This window comes from Clostridium zeae (genome assembly GCF_017312485.1).
In the GTDB taxonomy this organism is placed as follows: domain Bacteria; phylum Bacillota; class Clostridia; order Clostridiales; family Clostridiaceae; genus Clostridium_AR; species Clostridium_AR zeae.
In genome coordinates, this window is sequence record NZ_BMBA01000008.1 from 21,662 (window position 1) to 47,690 (window position 26,029).

Below are 26,029 nucleotides of genomic sequence, written 5' to 3' on the forward strand. Positions count from 1 at the left end.
CTATTATAATGCATTTAGTAGATAAATGTATATATATTGAGTTTTTTCTAAATATTGCACTTACATAATAATTGAAATTTGTAGGACACTCTAGAGATACCATCATGAGCAAGTTTATATAAATAATAAATAAAAGCACTACTCCATGCTCAAATTATTTCAAATAACCTTCGTTCAAACCAAATGGCTATTTTCAATAAAAAGCATTAAGTAGTGCACTAGAATATTCTTAAGCTAATTCAATTTTATTGTAATTTTTCTTACCTCTTTTTATAAGGGCCGCTCCATCTTTGAAGTCTTCTTCAGTTAGTTCTCTTTTAAAGTCAGTTACCTTTTCTCCATTTACCGACAATCCACCTTGTTGAACTAATCTCTTTCCTTCAGCCTTTGATGGAATTATAGCAGTTTCAGCTAGAACATCTAAAAGTGATACTCCTAGCTTTTCTCTAGTTACAGTTACTGTAGGAACATTACTCATATCACTTCCAGCACCAAATAGAGCTTCTGCTGCACTTTGAGCTTTAGCTGCCTCTTCTTCTCCATGTATAAGCTTTGTCACTTCAAAAGCAAGAACTTTCTTTGCATCATTTATAGCTGAATCCTTTAAAGCTCCTAATCTTCTTACTTCATCCATAGGTAAGAAAGTAAGTAATGCAAGACATTTTTCAACATCAGCATCTCCTACATTTCTCCAGTACTGATAGAAATCATATGGAGATGTCTTTTCAGGATCTAACCATAAAGCTCCATTTTCTGTTTTTCCCATCTTCTTACCTTCACTGTTAGTAAGTAGAGTACATGTCATTGCAAAAGAATCTTTTTGAGACTTTCTTCTTATAAGCTCAACACCAGCAATCATATTTGACCACTGATCATCTCCTCCAAGCTGCATCTTACAATCATACTTTTGGTTTAATTCATAGAAATCATAACCTTGCATTAACATATAGTTAAATTCTAAGAATGAAAGTCCCTTTTCTAGTCTTTGTTTAAAGCATTCTGCAGTAAGCATTCTATTTACAGAGAAATGAGTTCCTACTTCTCTTAGGAAGTCAACATAGTTTAGATTTAAAAGCCAATCAGCATTGTTTGCAAGAATTGCTTTTCCCTCTGAGAAATCAATAAACTTCTCCATTTGCTTCTTTATGCAATCTACATTGTGCTGTATTTGCTCTTTTGTAAGCATCTTTCTCATATCAGTTTTTCCACTTGGATCTCCAACCATAGCTGTTCCACCACCAATTAGTGCAATTGGTCTGTGTCCAGCTCTTTGCATATGTGCCATAAACATCATAGCAATAAAATGCCCAACATGAAGACTATCAGCAGTTGGATCAAAACCTATATAAAAAGTTATTTTTTCCTTTTCTAATAATTCTCTAGTTTCATTTTCATGAGTAAATTGTTTTATGTATCCACGCTCCATTAACTCATTAAGTACTTGTGCCATTTAAATCCCTCCAAATATTCTTAGATGTATCACTTTATCATCCAACTGTTATTTTGTTTTTCTCTTTAAAAGCTAAAAGTCTCATATCTGCTCGTAAAAGCCAATAATTATAGTATATAAATATTCCCTTTATTTATCAACATAAAACTCTAATTATAGCCTTTATTCCTATAAATTAAATTTAATAGGAGCTACAATATAGTAGCTCCCTTATTTAACATATTATAATGTTCAATTTCAGCCATTAAGCTATAATGTTAAAAGTCAAAGGTTAATGATTTTCTAACATGCATAACTTAAGTTTTCACATAAGACATCTTTAGACGTACAACTTCGTATATATATTTATATCTTAGTCTACATTTAAGCCTGGCACTTTAATATCGCTATATTCTTAGTTAGCAACCAATTGATAGTTAGTGTATTTTTGAATAAATTCCGGAGCTTCATTTTCATGATTAATACTAATGTATACGTTTATTCCAAATCTATTAGCCAATTCATCTAATTTATAAAACAAATGTGCCGCATTTTCCAATTCACAATCGACAATATTGCATAGCCCATCTATATAGATGTTCTCAATATCGTAATCCTCAGAAATTATGCCGCACAAAAAACCATACATACCTTCATAGCTCATTAGACCTAAATCGCTAGTAGATATAAACCTTATTTTTTTGTCTACTTGTAGCATGCATCTGCTATCGTCATCGATAAAAACAGAGTTACCTTTTTCAGTTAAAACATTTCTGTTTGCAAGATTAATTAGCTCTTTTGTTTTCCCAGAACCTCTCTTATTACAGAATACCTGAATCATTAGAATCACTCCTTAAATTTATTTTAATTTAGTTCAAGATTTCACACAGATTTTTTACAAGAAATAATTGTGAAAAATCTTCAACTAAAGAATAAGTACAAACGAACATTCATTAAGATTTTATAGAAGTTATTTAATCTTTATATAGATTATTAACTAGAAATAGTGAAAAAAATCAACTAATTATATAATTTTACTTTATTTATATAATATTCAGATTTTCTTAACATCTTTCATAAGTTTTTAATTTTTACAAAGCTTCACTTACTCCTGGAAATATAACTTTAAAAACATTCTCTTGTTTTGAATTAATAAATATTATCTTTCCTTTTCCTTTAAAAGCTTTTTTCATGTTAGACAAACCTGTGTTATTCTTTAGAAATCTCCCTTTATCATCTAGGGTTATCACTTTTTCATATAGCCACATATTTCTTCTATTATAATCCCTTGTATCACCATTCTTTTTATTGGTTTTCATAAGTTCGCCTGGACTCATCACTACAATGGAGTTGTATCCCATATAAACTTCAATTATCCTTGAAAATTCTGAATATTCCCTGTATAAAACTGCATTCTTAATAGCTTCTAATACTGCAATATATGGGTAATTATCTGGCAGCAATTCTTTTAAGTGAATTTCGCAAAGATCAATCATATTTATTATATTACCTTGAACTATTATGACCTCTGGCTTATTCTTATTTATTTTATTTATTATTTTTATCATATTATGGGGTATATATATACTATTTATATCTGAAAATACTAAGAGCCCTCCAAGAGTACAAATAGTTTCTCCTGTTTCTCTATCTCTAGAAGTTATTGAGCTCTTTCGAAGAAGAAACTCTCTATTATCATCATTTATTTCAATGGATTTAGACTCAAAGTACTTATTAACTATCTCCATATTTAAAGCACTAATATCACTTCTTACAATAGCACAGGCTTCTATATTAAGGTTTAAACTTTCCTCAAAAGCAGCAACAAGCTCTTGCTTTCTCATGATATCAGTAGTGGACCCCCTTCTTATAAAAAACGCTCCACTTTCTCTTACTTGATACGGTCTCTGTTCCCAGTTATATATGGTTATCACTGCTACATCTTTATCTTCGATTCTCAGATAATCCACTGATACCGGTATTGGAGGATCACATCTAGAGGCTACTATTTGCTGAATCTTCTCTTCATTAAATTTATCTTCTTCACTTATTCCTATGATTTTCTTTGTCTTATCTTCTATTCCAACTACTATATAACCTCTTCCACCATTAGAATTGGCTATAGCACATATATCCTTCGTCAATTCCTTTTTGCCAGTCTCAAAGTTTAACTCTATTCGTTGTTTAAAATCTAACTTTCTTCCTTCTTCCCTAGCTAGTAGGCTTAAAAGTTTTTTCTTATCCATTAGAAATTTCCTCTCAAAAGTTAAATTAAATTCACTTAATATAATATATTATATTCCAATAGCATCGTATAAGATACCACATAAAAGTTAAATTACTTATAAAAACTTTTTTAGTTTATATTTAGATGTCTCTACCTCCGATACTTTAATGAGCTTCGCAAAGAGTTAATATTAAACAAAAAACAGCCTGTACAACAAGCTGTTTTTTATTTGAAAATTAGTGAACTTATCACTCTATTCTTACCTGAACTCTTAGCTTTATACATTAGTGAATCAGCTACTTCTACCACAGCATCAACGCTATGCCCGTCCATAGGATAAAAACTTAATCCTATACTTATAGTTATAGTCTTTATAATATTATCTCTTGTAACAGGACTATTCTCCAATTTCTTTCTTGTTTGCTCTACTCGTTCTTCCATTTCTTTTTCTGTTTCATCACTCCGTAGACAAACTATTATTTCTTCTCCACCATATCTGGCAATTATATCTTCCTCCTTGAGGCAGCCTTTTATAACTTCAACTACATGTTGAAGGGCTTCATCACCAAATTGATGTCCAAAATTATCATTAACCTTTTTGAAGTTATCTACATCTATCATAACTATTCCAAAGCTCTTCTCTGGAAACTCTTTAATCTTCTTATCTAAGCTTTCGAAAAAGTATTTCCTATTATATATATTAAGAAGAGGGTCCCTCTTGGATGATTCCTGTATTCTTTTATAAAGTATACTATTTTCTATTGCTATAGCAATCTGATTAGCAATAGAAGACACAAACTTTATATGTGCCCTTGTAAAGAATCTATATAATGTATGTTCAACCATTATATAACCAATATTTCTATTTCTTATCCTTATAGGAAATCCTATTACCGAACGAATGTCTCTTCTAAATTCTTGCGCTTCAAATATTATATCTTTAGAATTTACTACGAATTCTTCAGCATTTTCAATGTAACTGTTTATAATAGTAGGAAATATTATTTCTTGAGAGTTTGTATTAGTTGCTTTAACTTCTAGTTTTCCATCTTCTATAAGATAAATTGTAGAGTAAGTTCCTCCAAGTATACCAACAATCATATCATTTATCATTGATATTAAATTTTCATGAGAAATGTATGAATTAATATATTGGCTTACTTCAACTATATTTGCTAGTGCATCTAGATCTCTTTCCAATCTAGTATTTCTTTCACTTAGCACTTGTAATTGCTTTTCAGCAAAATTTTGATAGGTCTCAAACTCTTCATGTATTCTCTCATACATCAATCTGTAATCGTCCATAAGCAACTCTCCTACTACTTTTCTTCTTTTACTCTTTATAATGAATGTAAGTTATCATTATCTGAATTTTTTTACTTGTATATATCCCATTCCACACTTAAATACATTTTTAACATTATATTAAAATATTTTATAAATTAAATTTAGAATATCATCAATAAATCTATTATATTACTTAAAACTTCAATTTTATAAAGGGTAAAAAAAACAAGCTCTAATATGTCATTATTAGAGTATTTAGGATATTTTAATAATTTACGACATACAATATTATTTTATCTTATTAGGTTTAATTTGTAAATCCAAAAAAATAACCATTTTATTACATTTTTATAAGATAACATATTAATTTAACTTCAAAGTTCATTTAACTTTTCATTAAATACAGTAACCTTTACGCTTCAAATTAATCCCCTAGGGGGTTTATTCTTCATATGGTTATTTTAGCTTATGTACCCTATTACATCAAGAATTTCAGGGGCATTTTTATACACATGCCCCCTAAATTATTACATGTTAAGTAATCTTTTTAATTCATCTAAATTTATGAAATCAATAACCACTCTATTACGACATTAAAATGTATGTTCTCTTACACTTGGTCCTTCTAAGTTTACATTTACATTTAATATCAAATCAGTTTTTTCCATAAGCTCACCTTTTAGATCTGCATTAGGATATTTCTCTTCAAGCAACCTTCCAACCTTAAACACATCTAAGTCCTGCAATTTATAAGTATCAAAAACCATACCTAGATACTTCTTAACATTTTGTTCTTCAGCATTTTGTATATAATCTCTTACAGTTTTATCTACTATTAACCTTCCTTGAGATTCAGCTAAATTACATCTTATATTTATAGTTTTATATAACTTTACTCTTTCACCATCGTATTTTAAATCAGTTTTAGTCTTTGAATTTAGTATCTCAAGAGTTATAAATTGTTCAGGATTCTGTGGATTATTTATTTCAAGAGTTCCACTCTTAACATTATTGCTTAAAAAACTATAACTTAGTGCTTCTTCAATAGTTAATTTTGCAGCAAGTTTATCATTCTTAAGAATAGCTCCACCTTTTATTTGAACTCTATTTTCCATAATATCCTTGACAATTTCTAATCCTCCTAAAACCGCAACATTGCCTCCATTAATTCTATTGGTCAGATAATCATTTAAGTTAGTTGCTATGGTTCTAGGACTTGCTTTCATTTTATACACTAGTTCATCTAAAAATATTCCCAAATATTCTTCGTCTGATTTTACCTTAGTGAAAAGATCTTCAATTTGACCAAAAAACACAAAAACATAAGGTCTTATAAGAAATTCTTGATCTCTAGCCATTATATCAACAAATTGCCCCACACCTTCTTTTGCTGCCCTTTCAGAGAAAATGTAGGCTTTACATTGAGTCATATTAAGCTTAAAGCTTGAAAAGGTACTTGCATTTCTAATTGCTTCTAGAACAGTTTTTCCTTGTCCTTTAAAGACCATTCTTTTTCCTTTTTCAGAACTTTCATTTGTGCTTCTGTAAGGCATAACACAATCCAAATACAAAACTGTGTTTTTACTTTCATCAATGTCATAAACTATACTGGTTACGAATGTAGCTCTATTAATATCCCTATAGTTATAGCAGCCCGTTAATCCTATTGAAAAACATATAATCAAAAAAACTGAAACTATCCTATTTAGTCTTTTCATTAGTATCATCCTCGCCTAAAAAATCATTTGAAATATCTTCTAAAGGTCCTCTAAATACTATATCTTTAAGTTTTAATTTTTTTAAAGTTCCTATAGGAAACATATAGTAATATCCACAAGACTTAAGATTGCATATATGAGCAAACAACAGCATTACTCCAACAAAAAAACCAGGTAACCCCAAAAATGCAGCCATAATCACCAAAAGCATAGACCATACTGTAATTGCTCCATATATCCTAGGAATTAGAAAATACGACAAAGAACTTATCGCTACCACTAATATTGTTATTCTAGAAGCGATACCTGCTCCAACAGCGGCATCTCCTAGTATAAGTGCAGCTACTATACTCATTGCAGTCCCTATTGGCTGAGGAAGCCTAAGTCCTGCTTCTTTTATTAACTGAAAGAAAATCATCATAAGCACAACTTCAACCACAGTAGGGATTGGCACCCCTGCTCTAGACACAGCTAATCTAAATACAAATGATGGAGGTATTACATCAAAATGATAGGTTACTATAGCTAAATATAATCCAGGTAAAAAGGCTGCAAAAAAGAAAGCAAGCCATCTCATGAATCTTGTGAAATTAGCATAATATCTATTTATATAATAATCATCTTGAGCTTGAAAATTTTCCACAAAGAAGCATGGTGCAGTCATTACGAAGGGGGTTCCATCTACTAACACTGCAATTCTTCCTTCCATTAATTTGGCTACAACAGTATCAGGCTTCTCAGTATATCCTACAGTATCAAAAATTGTATTTTTATCTCTAAGTTTATTCTCTATATAGTTTGTATCCAAGATAAATTCATAATCCAATTCATTTATTTGATTTCTTATATAATCAACTAAACTTTTAGGCGCAGTACCTTTCAAATAGGAAAGACATACTACAGTATTTGATTTATTACCTACATATATAGGCTCAAACTTTAAATCAGGATCTTTTATCCTTCTTCTGATTAGCGCCACATTATCCACAAAAGCTTCTGTAAAACCTTCTCTCGGGCCTTTAAGAACAGCTTCTGAAACCGGTATGCTTACACCTCTTCTTATAAACCCCTTAGCCTCGCAGTATAGTATCTTTCCATCATAATCATCGAACAATACTATAACATCACCTGATAGTATGTGAAGAATAGCATCGTCATCATTTTTGGCATATCCTACTATATTTATGTCCAAGGCTTTGCTAGCCATGTCGTCTATAGAATTTATACCTACTTTAGTATTTTTTAAAGGAGCAACAATATATTGACTCACAAATACTGTAGAGCACATATCATCTATAAATAATACAGTAGCTTTTCCCAGTGCTGTATCTACCTCCCTAACCTTTAAGTCAAAAGAATCCTTTAGTTTTTCTGAAATATAATCTTTTGTATTTTTCATAATCATCACCTAAAAATATTATCTTCACTAAAAATGTTTAATATTCACTTTTTGGAGAATAATAAATTAAGGTAATTATAGGATTTTTAAAAGAGGTGAATTTTTTGGAAGGATTGTCATCAAAACATTTAATACTTTTTATAGCAGGCTCTATGATAGTATCCATGAAGATTTTTTCATCAATCTTCATATCTTCGGGGGGAAGAGATACCTGGATTATTGGTATACTTTCATCAATTGTATTTATGATTTTAATTCTATACATTGTAAATACATTTAATAAAGCAAAGACTTTCAATTTTAGAGAGATCGTCCACGGTGCTATTGGTGATAGATTTGGCGAGGTTTATATATGGCTTTTTGCTGTTGGTTTATTCATATCTGCTGGTGAAAGCGCTGCAGTAGAAGCGAGTTCCATACATGTAAATCTATTTATAGAAAGCCCTATTTGGTATATACTGTTGTTCTTTATTGTTCCAGCAGTGTATATTGCATCTAGGAATTTCAATAGTATACTGAATATAGTACTTATTGCAACATCTATAGTGTTAATAACCATAGTTGTAATAGAGCTATTAGTACATAGATATAAACACTTTGACTATCTATTCCCCTTGTTCAAATACAACTCACTTTATAGCCAATTACGTTGCGCCTTAGAGTTCTTAGGAGGTTTTAGCTGTGTTGCAATAATTTTTCCTTTACTAAAAAATGTACAAAAAACTAAAAGTTTTACTTTCCACTTTTTTATAGGGGTATTATTATCCGTAGATTTAGTATGCTTTGCAATAACTGGACATATTGCAAGCATGGGGTCTATGAGAGCAAAAAACATATTATTTCCAGCCTTTAGGCAAGTGCAAAGAATATCCTACGGAAACTTTATTGAAAACGGAGAAATACTGGTCCTTATTTTGTGTGTGCTTGGACTAATGGTAAAATACATTTTAGCTATAAATGGGATTGTAATGTTATTTAGAAACAATATAAAAAACAAATTACTTTTTGTAACAATACTTTCAATATTACTTTACATTTACTCACTATTAATTGGTAATAATGCTTTCAGATTTATGGATATTTTAGAAATAAATCAATACATTTATCTAGTGATATTTTTGATTTTTCCATTGATACTTTTTAGCCTTTATAGAGCAAAGCATTTCGACGGAAACAGAGGAAAACTAAAGCTTAAGAAGAATTCTTAAATAAAAAATCCAGTTGAAAATCTACTAAAATATGCTATAATATAGGAGTGAATATTATTAAAATTTTATAGGAAATTTTCTGTTTACTAACCTGCCCTTTAAAGACTGGTATGGCAGTAAATATCCAAAATAGCCTATGAGTTTTAAAGGAGGTTTTTTTAATGGAAGATAGAAAAATTACATGTAAAGATTGTGGAAAGGAATTCGTTTTCACAGTTGGAGAACAAGAATTCTACAAAGAAAAAGGATTTGAAAATGATCCTGTAAGATGTCCAGAATGCAGAAAAGCAAGAAAAGCTCAAAAACAAAGAGATAGATTCTAATTAATCTTTCGAGATTTTGAGTAAACCCAGTAGTCCTTCAAGGATTACTGGGTTATTTTTTACTGTATAAGAAACTATAAAATTTTTAATGTAGCTAAACCTATATATTTCAATGCTTTTACAAGCTATTTATAGCTATACAATAAAAAAACAAAACTTATTCGCCTGCCAAATTTTCCTCATATACATTCGGAAAGGCAGATGCGTGAAAAAAGCTCGCTGAAGAAGGTCGCTTCAGCGACTTTTTTTTATAATTAAATACTAGCACTGTTCCTTTTCTTCACAAGTGCTACTGATAAAGGTAATGCTATAACAACACCAGAGGTAGCTTGAAGTACATTGCCCACAATATCTTTAGCCGCAAATACAAGTCCCCCAACGATTGCAGTTGAAAATCCATTTCCTGATGTAGCTGCTGCAATAACTGTACCAGCTAAAAAATATCCAAAAATCATGAATATTCCCCCTAAAACAAAGCCTACTACATACGAAATATAAGTCCCCTTAAATCTTTCAATCACATCCCCAGCGATATAAGCCATGCCAGCCTTTATTATAAACGTAAACGGAGCCCAGATAATCCATCCTCCACTTATATCTACCATAGCCATCCCTATAGCAGCAGCTAATGCTCCCCTCTTTTTACCAAGTATAACAGCTGAAAGAAGAACCATACAATCTCCTAAATGCACAAAACCACCCGCAGTAGGAATCTTAATTATATTCCCTGCTATAAAAACCAATGCAATCATTAACCCAGTTAAAGCTAAATCTCTAGTTTTTAAGTTTTTTAAGTTTTCCATAATATTCGCCCCTTTTTAATATTTTTTAATAAAAAAACTTTATATGTACTTTGTTTACAGTTTTAGCTATGTAATCGTAGAAAACCATATTAATTCTTAGCGAAGTTCATTAAGTATTAACAACTCTAATCCTATAACTATTTTAAAAAATTCTGCTGGGTTTTGAGCATAGTTTTTAAAAATATAAATTCAAATATAGAGTTGTTAATCTAAAGATCATCGGATGAATAACCACTTAATTTCAATCGTTACTTTACATGATAATCAATCCATAAATGGATGATATAACATAATTCATTGCATTGCAAATGTACCGATACAAAGTTAATGTATTATTATTTTATTTTTACTAATACTAGTATCAAGATATAAAATGCATTATTTCATAAGCATATTTAGGTTTTAATATTTCTTAAAATCATCTGTACTAAAAAGGAGGTGATTATATGGCTTTCCTAAGATGGCTTGGTGGTATAGTAGTATTCTTTTGGTTACTTGGAATAATCTTCAGAATAGGAGGTTACTTCATCAACATTCTTCTTGTAGTAGCAGCAATAATTTTTATAGTTAACTTAATCTTCGGAAGAAAGAATAAAGTCTGAGTTGACACTTTGTTTTATATGTCATAATATAGAAGTAATAAATCATTACTTCTATATTCTAAAATCAAAGAAGAGAAATAGTAAACTTAAGTTCACATTTTCAGAGAGCTGTAGGCGATGAAATTACAGTAATGTTGTTTAAGTTGAATGGATCTCTGAGATACTTAGACGAAAAATTATTATAGATAATTAAGTAGTTTCAGTCGTGTTCTCACGTTATAGAGATAGGATATTATTGTATCTTAATTTAAAGAAGAGAATGAACTTCTCTTGAATATAGGTGGCACCGCGTTTTATACGCCCTATGGATTTTTATCCATAGGGCTTTTTTACTGTTTAGGCAAGTATAATTTTTTTTAGTAGGAGGATTAAAGAATGGAAGACAAAAAGAAAGTAATATTTAGTGGTATTCAACCATCTGGCGAATTGACCATAGGGAATTATTTAGGAGCTATAAAAAACTGGGTTAAACTTCAAGATCAATATGACTGTCTATTCTGCGTAGTAGATTTACATGCAATTACTGTTAAGCAAGTACCTGCAGACCTTAGGCGAAGAACCCTAGAAGTTTTAGCAATATATATAGCTGCTGGTATAGATCCTGAAAAGAATACTCTTTTCATACAATCACATGTACCTGCCCACAGCGAAGCAGCATGGCTTTTAAATTGTAATTCATATATGGGTGAACTAGGAAGAATGACTCAATATAAGGATAAATCACAAAAAATGGGTGATTCTATAGTAGCTGGACTTTTCAACTATCCAGTTCTTATGGCCGCTGACATACTTTTGTATAATACAGATTTAGTTCCTGTTGGAAAGGATCAAACTCAACATCTAGAATTAGCTAGAGATTTAGCTCAAAGATTCAATAATGCTTACAGCCCAACTTTTGTTGTACCTGAAGGTTATATAGCTAAAGAAGGTGCAAAAATAATGAGCCTTCAAGAGCCAACAAAGAAGATGTCCAAATCAGATGAAAATCAAAATAGCTTCATCTTGCTTCTAGACCCACCAGAAGTTATAAGAAAGAAGGTAAGCAGAGCTGTTACTGATGGTATTGGGGTTGTAAACTATACCGATGAACAACCTGGAGTAAAAAACCTTATTGATATATTATGTGCCATAAAAGGCTTAAAACCTGAAGAAGTTGTTGCTGACTATGTAGGAAAAGGATACGCAGAACTTAAGAGCGATGTTGCTGATACAATAGTAGCTGAACTTTCTCCGCTTCAAGAGAAGGTAAAGGAGCTTTTAGCTGATAAGTCTTACCTTGAAGAAGTCTATAAAAAGGGTGCAGAAAAGGCTAATTATTTAGCTACTAAGAATTTAAGAAAAATGCAAAAGAAGATTGGATTCATTCCTAGGTAATATTGATACTGAAAATAAAGTGCTCCTACATCCAATGCTTAGATGAGCTTCGCAAAGAATTAATATAATTTTCTCCGTTGAATTAGCTAAAATTGTATAACTCGCTTTGCTCAGACAATACAATTGTGAAAAATAAAAAGCTCATGAGCAAATCATGAACTTTTTATTTTGAGAAAAACCTATTTTTCTTCTTCAAAATTAATCTTTTCTTTAATTATATATAGTGGTCTCTTTTTACTTTCATCGTAAATTCTAGCTATATATTCTCCCATAATTCCAAGGGATAATAATTGTACTCCACTGAATAATGTTATAACCACCATTAGAGATGTCCAGCCTGGTTGTGTTCTATAACCGAAGACTTTAACTATTATTGAATATAAGAGCATTATGAAAGATATAATTATGGTTATGCTTCCAATTAGGGATACGACTTTTAATGGTTTTGAAGAGAAAGCAACTATTCCATCTGATGCAAATTTAAGCATTTTCTTTAAAGGGTATTTTGTAGTTCCAGCAAATCTCTCATTTCTATTGTATTCTATGTATGTTTGATTAAACCCAACCCAACTTACCATGCCTCTTACAAATCTATTTCTTTCTGGCATTTCTCTTAGAGCTTCTACTACAGTTCTATCTATAAGTCTAAAATCACCTGTGTCCTTTGGTATCTCTATATCTGACATGCTGGCTAAAAACTTATAGAAGTATTTTGCAGTAATTAACTTAAACCAGGTTTCCCCATCTCTTTTTCTTCTCTTTGCATATACAACTTCATAACCTTCATTCCACTTATTAACCATATCTACTATTAATTCTGGGGGATCTTGAAGGTCGGCGTCTATTATTACAACAGCATCACCTGTAGCATTAAACATACCAGCAGTTACTGCAGTTTGATGACCAAAGTTTCTTGAAAAGCCTATAATCTTTACATTCTTGTCATTTGCAGCAATATCCTTAAGTATTGGCATTGTTTTATCTGTAGAACCATCATTAACAAATACAATCTCGTAGTTATAATTATTGTTTTTCATAACTTCAGTCATTCTGTTGTAGCATTCTTCAGCAACTTCCTCTTCAAAATACATAGGAATAACAACCGAAAGTTTTTTATCCATTCTTTACATCCTCCGAAAACGTCCATTTTTTATTCAAGAAGTAATTTAACACCATACATATTCCAATCACTAATATCTGAGCTATATGCTTATCTATACCAAACTTACTTACAAATAATATGAGTAGGCAGTTATTAATAGCTAATACAATAAGATTGATAATAATGAATTTTACACTTCTTTCACTGTTCTTGGCATCTACCTTAAACACCCATTTACTATTTAAAAAGTAACTATTTACTACACCTATAAGGTAACTAAGGGTATTTGCCAAAATATAATTCATTCCGAACTTACCTAATATCCAAAACGCTATAATAGTAATTAGAGTATTCATACCCCCTACTATTCCAAATCTTATGAATCTTAATAATTCCTTCATTTTATCACCACAGAAAATATATTTATAAACATTAAATTCATTGTAACCTTAAATTTGTTGCTCAAATATGCGATAATTATGTAAAAATTTTGTGAAAACATCTAATATAAAAGTAATATATTTTATATACAAAAGAAAAATAGGAGTTTTCACTTATCTCCTATTCTCCAAAAAAGAAATACAAATTCATAAAATGTCTTATTGGTTTTCCCAAGGTTTTGAATTAAGATACTGTGTAAAGCTATCTTTTAGATCTTCTCTTCTTAAAGCATACTCAACAGTAGCTTGTAAAAATCCAAGCTTATCTCCTACATCGTATCTATTACCTTCAAAATTATAAGCATACATAGCTTCTTGCTTTATCAAAGTCTTAAGTGCATCTGTTAATTGTATTTCTCCACCTTTTCCTGGTGCAGTGTTGTCTAGTATATCAAATATTGCTGGAGTTATTATGTATCTTCCTAAAATAGCAACATTACTTGGAGCTTCTTCAATTGATGGCTTCTCTACTAGATCTTTTACCTTGTAAACTCTATCTTCTATATGGATACCGTTTACTATTCCATATTTATTAACATTTTCGTGAGCTACTTCTTGAACTCCTAAGATTGTAGTATTATACTCACTGTAGCAATCCATAAGTTGCTTTAAGCATGGCTGTTTATCGTTATAAACAACATCATCACCAAGCATAACAGCAAAAGGTTCATTACCAACGAAAGCCTTAGCGCAATGAATTGCATGACCAAGTCCCTTTGGCTCCTTTTGTCTTATATAATGTATATCAACCATATCACTTATATCTCTAACTAACTCTAAAAGCTCACTTTTTCCTGACTTCTCAAGTTCCATCTCAAGTTCAACAGATTTATCAAAATGATCTTCTATACACTTTTTATTTCTTCCAGTTATTATAAGTATTTCTTCTATCCCTGAATCTATAGCTTCTTCGATTATATACTGAATTGTTGGTTTATCAACTATAGGAAGCATCTCCTTAGGTTGTGCTTTTGTAGCTGGTAAAAATCTAGTTCCAAGTCCTGCAGCAGGAATTATTGCTTTTTTAACTCTCATAATAAATGTCCTCCAATCAATAAGTTTAACATTTACATTTTAACATACTGGTAAAATTATAACAAATTTATTTGTATAAAATTAGTTACTAAGTAAACTATATAAATACCTTACTCACTGTCCATTTATAAATATATCCAAATAAATATTATTTAAACACCATAACCATATTTTAGAGAGAAATAACTAAAGATAAGTTCAAATAATTATATTTATATATTATCTAATTGACTGTTTATTATCTTACTATGTTTAAGTGTTGTGTTGAGATTTGCAACTAAAACGAGTATTTTTTATCTATATACTAACATATTTATACTTACTATAAAAATCACACAATTTTACATTGGCACTATTGTATATTATATACCTAATGCTCTAAAATATAGATATATTATTATTGACTTGAAGGAGGCAAAAATTAAAATGTTAAACTTTACTTATTATAACCCAACTCAATTAGTCTTCGGTAAAGATACTATTAAGACTATAGGAAATCATGTAAGTAGCTTTGGAGTTAAAAAAGTCTTATTCTTATATGGAAAAGGCTCTATATTTAAAAATGGTGTTTACGATACAGCAATTGCATCACTTAAAGAACACAATATCGATTTTGTTGAACTATCAGGGGTTAAACCTAATCCTGTACTATCAAAGGTACACGAGGCTATTAAGATAGTTAAGGATAACAATCTAGAGGGTATAGTTGCAGTTGGTGGAGGAAGCGTTGTAGACTCTGCAAAAGCAATTGCAGCTGGTGCTTTTTATGATGGAGATGTTTGGGACTTCTTTGAAGGAAAAGCTCAGATTACTAAAGCTCTACCTATATTCCCTATACTTACTATTTCAGCAACAGGATCAGAAATGAATGCTGGTGGAGTTATAACAAATGAAGCTGAAGGTAAGAAATGGGGCTTTGGTTCTCTTTTACTTTTCCCAAAGGTTTCAATCCTTGATCCATCAGTTCAAGCAACCCTTCCAACTATCCAAACAGTTAATGGAGCTGTAGATGGCTTAAGTCATGTATTTGAAGCTTACTTTGGAGGAACTTCAAATACAGATATGGAAGATGAACTTTCAGAAGGTATCATAAGAACTATCATCAAGCATACAAGAGTTTTAATAGAAGATCCTTCAAACTATGATTCAAGAAGCGAGCTAGCATGGTCAGCGACTCTTGCACTAAACGGAATAAATGGAGTTGGAAGAAAAGGTGACTGGTCTTCTCATGGAATTGAGCATGGAGTTAGTGTATTTAATGATATAGCTCATGGTTCAGGGCTTGCAATAGTAATGCCTGCTTGGATGAAATACGTACACAGTATGTGGCCTGAAAAATTCGAAAGATTTGCTGAAAATATATTTGGCATAACAGAAGGAACTAGAGAAGAAAAGGGCTTAAAAGCTATAGAAGCTTTAAGAGCTTTCTATAAAGAAATAGGAGCTCCAATAACGCTGAAAGAAGTTGGAGTTGAAAAGAAGGATTTAGATTTTATAGCTGATACTGTTGCGAAGCAAGGAGTATTAGGTTCTTTAAAGAGATTAGAGCGAGACGATGTATATAAAATATTAGAAATAGCCTTTGAATAATCTACGTCTTTTTTAGTACTGAATTGAAATTAAGCTGTTAGTCATCCAATGCTTTAATGAGCTTACGCAAAGAATTAATATGATTTTTGTCATATTCCATGGCTAAAACTGTAAACTCACTCCGTTCGAACAGTACAGTTTTTTAACGCCATTCCATCTGAAAAAATCATTTAATTCTAATAGCTTTCTCATATAGCATCTCCTGCCTAACCACTTAATTTCAAATATAGTCTAAACATCAAACTAAACTAATTATAGAAAGAGTTGCTCACAACAAGAGCAACTCTTTCTATATTAGACTTTTTAAGTACCGTGTTAAACATAGAATTATGTTTAAACTATCTTTAAATTAAAATTATGTAATTATATCCTCTTCAACTTTTCTATTATATCATCATCTATACTATGCATTCCCTTATTTGACACTAATTCTTCATATTCCGCTGAACTTATCGGGTACAATATATCCTTTTTTACTAATAGACCTTCTTTTTTTATAGAAGCATAAAATGAATCATCAGTTCCTATTTTGTACTTTCTTGTATTCTTATTCTTTGCAATTAATAATTTGTTATCTAAAACATCTTTTCCTATAAAGTACTTACCATTTTCCCCAATTATCGTACATCTATATAATTTTAATTCATCCATAAAGTTAACCCTCCATCAAATCCAGCGTATACCATCTTAAACACTATACTAACCATTCAAATATAATTATTTCTTTAATGCCATTAAATATTTAATATAATATTTACAATTATATTCTACATATTAATCTATAAAAATGCAACTAAAATCTATCAATAAACATTTTAACATCGAAAATTGACATTCTACCTATATTATTCACTCTTTTACAGAAAAATAAACACAGTAAGGTTAATTATCCTTATTGTGTTTATTTTCGACAAATTGTTACTTTTTCTTTAATTATTTAACATTGCTTATTAATTCATCAAGACAAAAAATTTATCATTTTATTAATATTTAAATACGATATTTTTATAAACTATAAAAGCCAAAGTTTACATAATGTATCCTTCAGCCTTTATAACTTATATTATTATACTAATATGTATTTTACATACACTCTGCATTACTTAAAAACTAATTATTAAAGTAAATATATATTATATATAAACAAAAATTATTTGATTTAGTTATATACTGGATATTCAAAATCAACTCTCACGCCTCTATACAAATAATACAAATCATCTATAGTTCCAGAAATACCTCTTGCCCAATGAGCATCGGTAGCATACTGATGAATACCATTGCTTGCGTTATTATCCCAAGCATAATTCCATCTCATTTTATATAATGTATTTTGAGCTAAAGGTGTTGCATGTATATAGTGCTCCGATATCCACTTAGCCCCACCATTTATAGCAGCAGCTTTGTTTGTCCACCCTTCAGTATATGCCTTTTTTGCACCTGCCTTAACAGGATCGGAATCATATGCTCCTATTCCCCAAAAATTATACACAACAGTTGGTGTTATAGGGTTATTATTCTTATCTACGTTCAAAGTTACTCCATTGGAAAGCTGTGAAGTACCATGTCCAGTCTCCCAAATAGCATGAGCTACTAAGTATAGTGTATCCACATTATACTGTCTAGCTGCATCTATAAACGCTTTTGCTTGTCCTGATAAAGATCCTTGGTTTAATAGAAAAAGATTCAACTCAAATTCATTTATTCCTGATCTAAAAGTATCTAACGTTAAAAATTGATATCTTTGTGAAGGAGTTTTAAAATCCTCTGGTGTTGCATAATATTGCACGTAAGTATCACTTGCAGCCCCTCCATTATAAACGTTAGATGCATTTCTTGTTTTTTGTTCCTGTAGGAATTGAGCTAAAGTTTTACCAGTAGGAACTGCTTTCTCAACAACACTATTTGTATTTTGATTTTTTATAAACCTTACTCTTATTGCTTCTAATCTAAGACCTTGTCCTGTTGTACCAGCAACTTGTCCATCTTCAACCCAAGGCATCCATCCAATATTTTGAACATGCGCTTGATACTGAACATGATATCCTGGTGGTACATTGTTCAGCCATATCTTTATAGCTTCAACTCTGAGCGATTGTCCTATAGTACCTGACAATGCGCCATCATTAGTCACCGGTTGCCAACCTAAGTTTTCAACATGAGTTTGATAACTTAAACTCATACCAAGTGGCGCCTTAGCGAGAGATAATTTAATAGCTTCTAATCTCAAGTTTTTACCTTCAGTACCAGAAGTATTACCATCATTTACATTACCTTGCCAACCTATATTTTGTACGTGCGATTGATAAGTAATGCTAGTATCATCATCATTAGGTCTTTCTATTTTTATCCTAATAGCTTCTATTCTTAAACTCTCGCCAGTTGTACCAGCAACTTGTCCATCTCGAGTCCACGGCATCCAACCTTTATTTTGTACATGTACCTGATATGCTACATGATATCCTGCAGGAACATTTTCTAATTGAATTTGTACTGCTTCTATTCTTTTGCTTTGTCCTGTGGTTCCTATATTATTAGGTCCATAAACCCAATCAGACCACCCAATATCTTGAATATGGGCTTTATATTTTATTTTTGCAGAAGAAAGCTCCTTTATATTTTGAGGAACACTCAATTTTACATTAAAGCTCTCTATTCTAAGTCCTTGTCCAATAGTACCTATTACAGAATCTTCAGTAACTAACCTCATCCATCCTAAATTCTCAGCATGCACATTGTAGCTAACTGTAAGATCTTTATCAGTATTTGTTTCCGCATACACTTTGTTACCGCTAAAAGCTACAAGAAAAAGCAATACCAATAAAGAAAAATATTTACTTACTCTTTTCAAAACTTCACCTCCATAATTACAAATTATACTAAAATTATAATTCTAATATTGTAATATATCAATGTTTTCACTAATTTTTCCACATAAAATTCTATAAGACTAAAAAAACAAGCCTTTTGCATTATACTTTGTGAAGCTTTACCCTTACGAGCAACTCCTATAAAGTAAAAAATTTCTAAATCATTATACCTTTGCAAATGATTTAGAAATTAATTATTTCCTATTTTTCAATGTTTTGAATAAATATTTGTAATGCATCTTCCCAATTTCTCATATGATCTCCAATAGTTAATCTAAGCATCATATTATCCAGAGAAGAGAATTCTGGTCTTTTCGTTGGACTTGCAAATTCCTCGGAAGTACAAGGTCTAACTTCACAATCAATTTCTGAAAGTTCCATTATCTTCTTAGCAAAATCATACCAACTACACTCACCAGCGCCAGTACAATGATATGTTCCATACTCTTCAGTTTCTATAAGATTAAGAAGATGATGTGCTAAATCTTCAGCATTAGTAGGATTACCTCTTTGGTCATTTACTACATTAATATATTCTTTATCTTTCCCAAGTTTCATCATAGTATAAACAAAATTCTTCCCATTATAACCATATAGCCAAGCAGTTCTCACTATAAAGTATTTACTTGAAAATTGTTTTACAAATTCTTCTCCAGCAAGCTTTGTTTTTCCGTATACACTTACAGGACCAGTTAAATCATACTCTTTTAATGCTTTTGTTCCAAATCCGCTAAATACATAATCAGTAGAGACATGTATTAGTTTTGCTCCTAATTCTTCACATACCACAGCTAGATTTCTTGGCCCAATAGCATTTACCCTAAATGCTATATCTTCATTGCTTTCACAGGCATCTACATTTGTATAAGCAGCACAGTTGATAACAACATCTGGTTTAATATCATTAAGGTATGATCTAGTATCTGATAAATTAGTTATATCAAGTTCTTGAATATCTATACCTATTACTTCAGAATTAGCAACCGAATTTGGTATATCTCCTAATTCTGATCTTTTTTGTTTTATAATATTTATTATTTGAGTTCCAAGTTGTCCTCTTGCTCCCGTAATTAATATCTTCATAACCTATATCTCCTTAAAATAATTACTTCTATTTTTACTGATAATTACTCACTATTCCATCCACTATTGCACTAGACATTTTTTCCGCATCATATCTTTGCATATCATCCGTATTATCTATAAAACAGCCTTCTATTAATACTGCTGGTGCTGTTGTATTTCTTAATACCGAAAGATTATCAGTTTTTATTCCCCTATTGGTAAATCCTAGGTTAACCAGGTTGTTTAGTATAGTTTGTGCCAAGTTTTTAGAAATATCCGAATTAGTTTGGTAAAAAACTTCCGATCCATGAGCTTGTCCATTAAATACGTTAAAATGAACACACACAAATCTTCCAACTTCATTTTCATTAGCATAATTTGATCTTTGTATTAATGAATCACTAGTACTTGTGGCACTTGATGGCAGTGTATCAATTACCGTATATCCAAGATTCTTCAATTTATTTATTACTTTATCTCCAACTTCCTTTGTCATTGCATCTTCTTGCCTGATTCCCGTAGCCCCAGAATCATAATCGTTATTATGACCTATATCAATAGCTACTTTTGGCTTTACATATTGAGATAATTCACTTGTCTTAACTAATTTTATAATCAAGCCTTCTATTCTAAGACTTCTTCCTACATATCCCGATATTTCGCCATCACCAAGCCAACCTTGCCAACCTCTACCTTCTACATAGGTTTTATATATTATATGGTAATCACCAACATTTCCATCAAGCTTTATTCTCAAACCTTCTATTCTTAAGCATTTTCCAGTAGATCCAGAGTTTTGCCCACTTTCTACCCAATTCGTCCAGCCAACATTTTGAACATGGGTTTGGTATAGTATTTTTAGCCCCTGCGGAGCATTAATACTATATATATTTATACTCTCCATTCTTAAACCTTCACCAGGAGTTCCAGCAATATCTCCCTCCTTTTTAACTTGTTGCCAACCAATTGTTTGCATATGTGCTGTATAATTTAATGTCATTTGGTTTCTCACTAATCTAATTCTAATTGCCTCAATCCTTAAGCTTTTTCCTGTAGTTCCTGCTACTTCACCATTCTTAACCCAGTTTTGCCAACCAATATCTTGTATATGAACTTGATATTGAACATCATAGCCTGCTACATTTTCTAACTGAATCTTAATAGCTTCAACTCTAAGCGCATTTCCTACAGTTCCAGATACTTGTCCATTTTCTACCCAATTTTGCCAACCTAAATTTTGAACATGAGTCTGATATTTTATTTTCATTCCTGAACTAGGATTCTGTAATTCTATCTTAACAGCCTCCATTCTAAGTGCTTTACCACTTGTTCCTGAATCATTTCCATTTGAATTATAGTCTTGCCACCCAATATCTTGGATATGACTTGAATATTTTACTCCTTGAAGCTCGTCTGCTTTTGCGACATGTTTGAACCCTATTATACATACCAACAATGGTAATATAAATAATACTAACTTTCTCATAACACCCTCCCCTAAAAAAATATTACTTTTTTACTAATAAAACAATATTCTTCAATTCTTTTCTGAAAAACAACAAATTTATCAGAATAAGTACTGCTATATAAATAAATATACCAATATACCACTTAAAAAACTGAGCTATAGCTATGAACAATACAAAAATAATTATATCAAATATTTGGTATCTAATAACCGTTATATTTAATAATTTACAAAAATATCTATCTGAGTATATTATCCATAAAACAAAGGAGATCAGAGTTGCTATAGCTACTGATATGCTACTTCTAAAAATTGCAAAAGCAACTATATTGGTCACCACAGCTATGACTAAAGCAACTAAATTATTCTTAGTATAGTCCTTAGTCGCCTTCAAAACCTTGTACATATTTTGAACAAGTATATTTATAATTCCACTACATACAATTGTCGGAATCAGATATATCAATATCTCAAGGGAATCTGTGTATTTCGATACAAACCGTTCAACTATGAAACTTATTATAAAATAACCACTTAGAGCAAACGTCATAACGAAACTTATAGCATATCTACTAATCTTATACACAGAATCATACTTACTCTTATCTGATCTAGTTAAAAAAGGATATATTACCGAAGTAACAGAACTTAGTAATACTAAAAATAAAGAAACTAATGTGTATGCAAAAGAATACATGGCAAAATCATATTTAGTCATAAATCTATCAACTATAAGTCTATCAATACCCAAAACTAAGAGTGTCGTAAAATTTCCCATCATAGCTAAAAATCCAATTCCAAATATCGATTTGTACTCATTAAAACTATTTTTTATTGATTCACTTTTACCAAATACTATCTCTTTATTATTAATTATGTATATAATCACAACAATAAAGTTAACTATTGTTTGTATAATAATATAGTATACATAGCCGTATTGATTAATTAAAAGTAACACTACACATCCAATTCCATAAAATAACTTTGTAAAAATAGTATTGAATGAAAATAACTTAAATCTTCTAGTAAATTGGTGTATAAATGAAAACAACATGGCCATGTTTATTAAAACCATATTAATTACTACAAACAGCATAACTATATTTCTATCTTTATCTGCTGTAAACAAACATACCCCAAAACCTAATACAATAGCTTCAACTAATTGTAATAAAAGCATAAACTTAAAATATGCCCTAAATTTTTCTCTTGGTAAATCATCATAGTCATAAGCTCCATATTTTATATAAATTCCATCTAAAAATCCAAAATGAGTTATCCCAACATATGTTATATAGAAACTGAATACTCTTATATAGTTATAATCGTTATACCCTAAGTAGGCAGGTAATACAAATCCAGTTATTACTCCTATTAGTAAGGTGATTATATTTGCACTTAACGTATAATATAAATCTCTGAACTTTTTGTTCATATGGTTTTTCTCCTTGAAATTTTGTCTATGTATATTAATAATGTTATTATTTCTCAATAAATTAAAGGGGACATTTCCCCTTCAATTTATTGATTATACATAGTGTCATAGTACTTTTGATAAACTCCAGAAGTAACATTTTCCATCCATTGTCTATTATCTAAATACCACTCAATAGTCTTAACTATTCCTACCTCAAAAGTAGTTTCAGGATACCAACCCAACTCTTCTTTTATCTTATCTGGAGCTATCCCATATCTTCTATCATGACCTTTTCTATCTTCTACATATTTAATTAAGTTTTCTGTCACCATTTCGTCAACATTATCGTGGATATGTTTTATAACAGTTTTAACTATTTGAATGTTAGTTCTTTCATTGTGTCCACCAACATTATACACTTCTCCAACTCTTCCGCATCTTACAACCATATCTATTGCCTTACAGTGATCTTCTACATAAAGCCAGTCTCTTATATTTAATCCATCACCATATACAGGAAGATCTTTATGGTTTAAACAGTTGTTAATAAGTAGTGGTATTAGTTTCTCTGGGAAGTGATATGGACCATAGTTATTTGAGCATCTTGTTATAGTTACGGGCATATTGAAAGTATCAAAATAAGCCTTAACCATGAAGTCTGCTCCAGCCTTACTTGATGAGTATGGGCTGTGAGGATCTAGTGGCGTAGTTTCCATGAAGTATCCTGTCTCGCCAAGCGAACCGTAAACTTCATCTGTTGATACTTGATGATATCTTACTCCTTCTTTCCATCCATTTTCTCTTTCCCATGCATTTTTAGCACAGTTTAATAGGTTAACTGTTCCTAAAACATTTGTACTTGCAAATATTTCCGGTTCTTTTATACTTCTATCAACATGTGATTCAGCTGCAAAGTTAACAACATAATCTATATCATACTTATCAAAAAGTTCTGTAACTAATTCCTTATCACATATATCTCCTTGAACAAAAATATGATTAGGATTTTCTTGTACATCCTTTAAATTTTCAAGATTTCCTGCATATGTAAGCTTATCTAAATTAACTATCTTAACATCACTATATTTTTTAAGCATGTAAAGTACAAAATTTGAACCGATGAATCCGGCTCCACCAGTTACTAAATATGTTTTCATAATAAGATTATTCTCCTTTATATTCAAATGGTACATCTAACTCTTTTAGAGTCTTTTGTTTCTTGTCTTTCTCTGATAAAAGAAGTTCTTCTATTCCATCAAGTGGCCATTGTACTCCAACTTCTGGATCATTCCATAAAAGTCCACTATCATATTCTGGTGCATAATAATCAGTGCATTTATAGTTAAATACAGCTTCATCAGATACTACCAAGAACCCATGTGCAAACCCTTCAGGTACATAGAACTGTCTTTTATTTTCAGCCGTAAGAAGAACACCCTCCCACATACCATATGTTGGAGAACCTTTTCTAAGATCTACAGCTACATCATAAACTGAACCCTGGGTAGCTCTTACAAGTTTCCCTTGAGTATGTTTTGTTTGAAAATGTAATCCTCTTAACACACCTTTTTTAGACTTTGATTCATTATCCTGAACAAACTCCATCTTTAGACCAGCTTCAAAGAAATCTTTCTTACTGTAAGTTTCCATAAAATAGCCTCTATGATCACCAAAAACAGTAGGTTCAATTATATATAAATCTTTTATCTTAGTTTCTATAAAATTAAATTTTCCCATCGTAACTCACCTTCACATATAAGAGTATTATCTTTTCTTATTTTCCACTTCTTCAACTACATCTATCAAGTATTGGCCGTATCCAGTCTTCATAAGTGGTTTTGCAAGTTCCTTAACTTGATCAGATGTAATCCATCCTTTTCTAAAGGATATTTCTTCTAAACAAGCTATATAGGTTCCTTGAGTATTTTGAACTGCTTCAACAAAGTTAGAAGCTTGAAGCATTGAACCATGTGTCCCTGTATCTAACCACGCAAGCCCTCTACCTAAAAGTTCAACTTTTAAAGTTCCGTCTTCCATATACACCTTATTTAAATCAGTTATTTCTAACTCTCCTCTTGGTGATGGTTTTAGTGCTTTAGCTTTTTTTACTACAGAATTATCATAAAAATAAAGCCCTGGAACTGCATACTTTGACTTGGGCTTTTCTGGCTTTTCTTCTAGAGAAACAACATTCCCTTTATCATCAAATTCCACTACTCCAAAGGCCTTTGGATTTTGTACATAATATCCAAATATCATGGCACCTTGTTCTAATGCAGCTGCTTTCTTTAAATTATCACTAAATCTTTGACCATAGAAGATATTATCCCCTAATATCATAGCAACATTATCATCTCCAATAAACTTTTCTCCTATTATGAAGGCTTCAGCAAGTCCATTAGGTGCTTCCTGTATTGCATATTCAATTTTAAGCCCTAATTCAGTTCCATGTTTAAACAATTCTTTAAAATTAATAATATCTCTCGGTGTAGAGATGATCAAAATTTCTCTAATGCCTGCTAACATAAGCACTGACATAGGATAATATATCATCGGCTTATCATATATTGGAACCATTTGTTTTGACATCGCTTTTGTTACTGGATATAGTCTTGTACCAGACCCTCCAGCCAATATTATTCCTTTCATAATTAAACACTCCTCTTATA

23 protein-coding genes and 1 other annotated feature are annotated in these 26,029 nt (G+C 30.9%); of the genes, 5 read left to right on the top strand and 18 right to left on the bottom strand.

Annotated features, from left to right (window positions below; genetic code table 11):
• Window positions 1-229: 229 nt before the first annotated feature.
• The 6 genes from tyrS to J3477_RS22200 form a co-directional block, all read right to left on the bottom strand.
• Complete coding sequence (gene tyrS / locus J3477_RS22175; protein WP_206872429.1) at window positions 230-1,450, bottom strand: tyrosine--tRNA ligase; 1,221 nt, start codon at window positions 1,448-1,450, stop codon at window positions 230-232.
• A gap of 394 nt (window positions 1,451-1,844) precedes the next feature.
• Window positions 1,845-2,270: a hypothetical protein gene (locus tag J3477_RS22180; protein WP_206872430.1), complete on the bottom strand. Its 426-nt coding sequence runs from the start codon at window positions 2,268-2,270 to the stop codon at window positions 1,845-1,847.
• 250 nt (window positions 2,271-2,520) lie between these two features.
• Window positions 2,521-3,675 (bottom strand): AlbA family DNA-binding domain-containing protein, encoded by a 1,155-nt coding sequence (locus J3477_RS22185; RefSeq protein ID WP_206872431.1) that lies wholly within the window; start codon window positions 3,673-3,675, stop codon window positions 2,521-2,523.
• A gap of 206 nt (window positions 3,676-3,881) precedes the next feature.
• Window positions 3,882-4,961, bottom strand: coding sequence for a sensor domain-containing diguanylate cyclase (locus J3477_RS22190; protein WP_206872432.1), 1,080 nt, complete (start codon window positions 4,959-4,961; stop codon window positions 3,882-3,884).
• A gap of 575 nt (window positions 4,962-5,536) precedes the next feature.
• Complete coding sequence (locus J3477_RS22195; RefSeq protein ID WP_206872433.1) at window positions 5,537-6,661, bottom strand: Ger(x)C family spore germination protein; 1,125 nt, start codon at window positions 6,659-6,661, stop codon at window positions 5,537-5,539.
• Window positions 6,645-8,060, bottom strand: coding sequence for a spore germination protein (locus J3477_RS22200; RefSeq protein ID WP_206872434.1), 1,416 nt, complete (start codon window positions 8,058-8,060; stop codon window positions 6,645-6,647). The genes J3477_RS22195 and J3477_RS22200 overlap by 17 nt, the downstream gene beginning before the upstream one ends.
• A 104-nt stretch (window positions 8,061-8,164) precedes the next feature.
• Between J3477_RS22200 and J3477_RS22205 the strand changes: the two genes are divergently transcribed.
• Together J3477_RS22205 and J3477_RS22210 are read left to right on the top strand one after the other, a co-directional pair.
• Complete coding sequence (locus J3477_RS22205; protein ID WP_206872435.1) at window positions 8,165-9,268, top strand: endospore germination permease; 1,104 nt, start codon at window positions 8,165-8,167, stop codon at window positions 9,266-9,268.
• A gap of 161 nt (window positions 9,269-9,429) precedes the next feature.
• Entirely contained in the window at window positions 9,430-9,591 is a 162-nt protein-coding gene (locus J3477_RS22210; RefSeq protein WP_206872436.1) for a zinc-ribbon domain-containing protein, read from the top strand.
• 254 nt (window positions 9,592-9,845) lie between these two features.
• Here the strand turns inward: J3477_RS22210 and J3477_RS22215 are convergent, their stop codons facing one another.
• A complete protein-coding gene (locus tag J3477_RS22215) occupies window positions 9,846-10,394 on the bottom strand; it encodes an ECF transporter S component (RefSeq protein WP_206872437.1) in 549 nt (182 codons plus the stop codon).
• Window positions 10,395-10,840: 446 nt separating this feature from the next.
• Here J3477_RS22215 and J3477_RS22220 point away from each other — a divergent pair, with 446 nt between their 5' ends.
• Together J3477_RS22220 and trpS are read left to right on the top strand one after the other, a co-directional pair.
• Window positions 10,841-10,996: a lmo0937 family membrane protein gene (locus J3477_RS22220; RefSeq protein ID WP_206872438.1), complete on the top strand. Its 156-nt coding sequence runs from the start codon at window positions 10,841-10,843 to the stop codon at window positions 10,994-10,996.
• 58 nt (window positions 10,997-11,054) lie between these two features.
• Window positions 11,055-11,304 (top strand) — a binding site (T-box leader).
• Window positions 11,305-11,371: 67 nt separating this feature from the next.
• Window positions 11,372-12,370, top strand: a complete 999-nt coding sequence (gene trpS / locus J3477_RS22225; protein WP_206872439.1) for a tryptophan--tRNA ligase — start codon at window positions 11,372-11,374, stop codon at window positions 12,368-12,370.
• Window positions 12,371-12,549: 179 nt separating this feature from the next.
• Here the strand turns inward: trpS and J3477_RS22230 are convergent, their stop codons facing one another.
• The 3 genes from J3477_RS22230 to galU form a co-directional block, all read right to left on the bottom strand.
• Window positions 12,550-13,491, bottom strand: coding sequence for a glycosyltransferase family 2 protein (locus J3477_RS22230; protein WP_206872440.1), 942 nt, complete (start codon window positions 13,489-13,491; stop codon window positions 12,550-12,552).
• Window positions 13,484-13,873 (bottom strand): GtrA family protein, encoded by a 390-nt coding sequence (locus tag J3477_RS22235; RefSeq protein WP_206872441.1) that lies wholly within the window; start codon window positions 13,871-13,873, stop codon window positions 13,484-13,486. Before J3477_RS22235 ends, J3477_RS22230 begins: the two co-directional genes overlap by 8 nt.
• Window positions 13,874-14,071: 198 nt before the next feature.
• Window positions 14,072-14,947, bottom strand: a complete 876-nt coding sequence (gene galU, locus J3477_RS22240; protein WP_206872442.1) for a UTP--glucose-1-phosphate uridylyltransferase GalU — start codon at window positions 14,945-14,947, stop codon at window positions 14,072-14,074.
• Between the two features lie 426 nt (window positions 14,948-15,373).
• Between galU and J3477_RS22245 the strand changes: the two genes are divergently transcribed.
• On the top strand, window positions 15,374-16,537 hold the full coding sequence (locus J3477_RS22245) for an iron-containing alcohol dehydrogenase (protein ID WP_206872443.1): 1,164 nt from the start codon (window positions 15,374-15,376) through the stop codon (window positions 16,535-16,537).
• Between the two features lie 363 nt (window positions 16,538-16,900).
• Here the strand turns inward: J3477_RS22245 and J3477_RS22250 are convergent, their stop codons facing one another.
• The 8 genes from J3477_RS22250 to rfbA all read right to left on the bottom strand — a co-directional run bounded on the left by J3477_RS22250 (window position 16,901) and on the right by rfbA (window position 26,009).
• Entirely contained in the window at window positions 16,901-17,188 is a 288-nt protein-coding gene (locus J3477_RS22250) for a hypothetical protein (protein ID WP_206872444.1), read from the bottom strand.
• A gap of 508 nt (window positions 17,189-17,696) precedes the next feature.
• Window positions 17,697-19,388 carry a glucosaminidase domain-containing protein gene (locus J3477_RS22255; RefSeq protein ID WP_206872445.1) on the bottom strand — a complete coding sequence of 564 codons (1,692 nt, stop codon included), beginning with the start codon at window positions 19,386-19,388 and terminating at the stop codon, window positions 17,697-17,699.
• Between the two features lie 220 nt (window positions 19,389-19,608).
• Entirely contained in the window at window positions 19,609-20,490 is an 882-nt protein-coding gene (rfbD, locus tag J3477_RS22260; protein ID WP_206872446.1) for a dTDP-4-dehydrorhamnose reductase, read from the bottom strand.
• A 34-nt stretch (window positions 20,491-20,524) separates the two neighbouring features.
• Window positions 20,525-21,958, bottom strand: a complete 1,434-nt coding sequence (locus tag J3477_RS22265; protein WP_206872447.1) for an N-acetylmuramoyl-L-alanine amidase — start codon at window positions 21,956-21,958, stop codon at window positions 20,525-20,527.
• A 22-nt stretch (window positions 21,959-21,980) separates the two neighbouring features.
• Complete coding sequence (locus J3477_RS22270) at window positions 21,981-23,378, bottom strand: oligosaccharide flippase family protein (RefSeq protein WP_206872448.1); 1,398 nt, start codon at window positions 23,376-23,378, stop codon at window positions 21,981-21,983.
• An 86-nt stretch (window positions 23,379-23,464) separates the two neighbouring features.
• A complete protein-coding gene (gene rfbB, locus J3477_RS22275; RefSeq protein WP_206872449.1) occupies window positions 23,465-24,517 on the bottom strand; it encodes a dTDP-glucose 4,6-dehydratase in 1,053 nt (350 codons plus the stop codon).
• A gap of 7 nt (window positions 24,518-24,524) precedes the next feature.
• Complete coding sequence (rfbC, locus tag J3477_RS22280) at window positions 24,525-25,097, bottom strand: dTDP-4-dehydrorhamnose 3,5-epimerase (RefSeq protein ID WP_206872450.1); 573 nt, start codon at window positions 25,095-25,097, stop codon at window positions 24,525-24,527.
• Between the two features lie 27 nt (window positions 25,098-25,124).
• Entirely contained in the window at window positions 25,125-26,009 is an 885-nt protein-coding gene (gene rfbA, locus J3477_RS22285) for a glucose-1-phosphate thymidylyltransferase RfbA (RefSeq protein WP_206872451.1), read from the bottom strand.
• Window positions 26,010-26,029 lie beyond the last annotated feature (20 nt).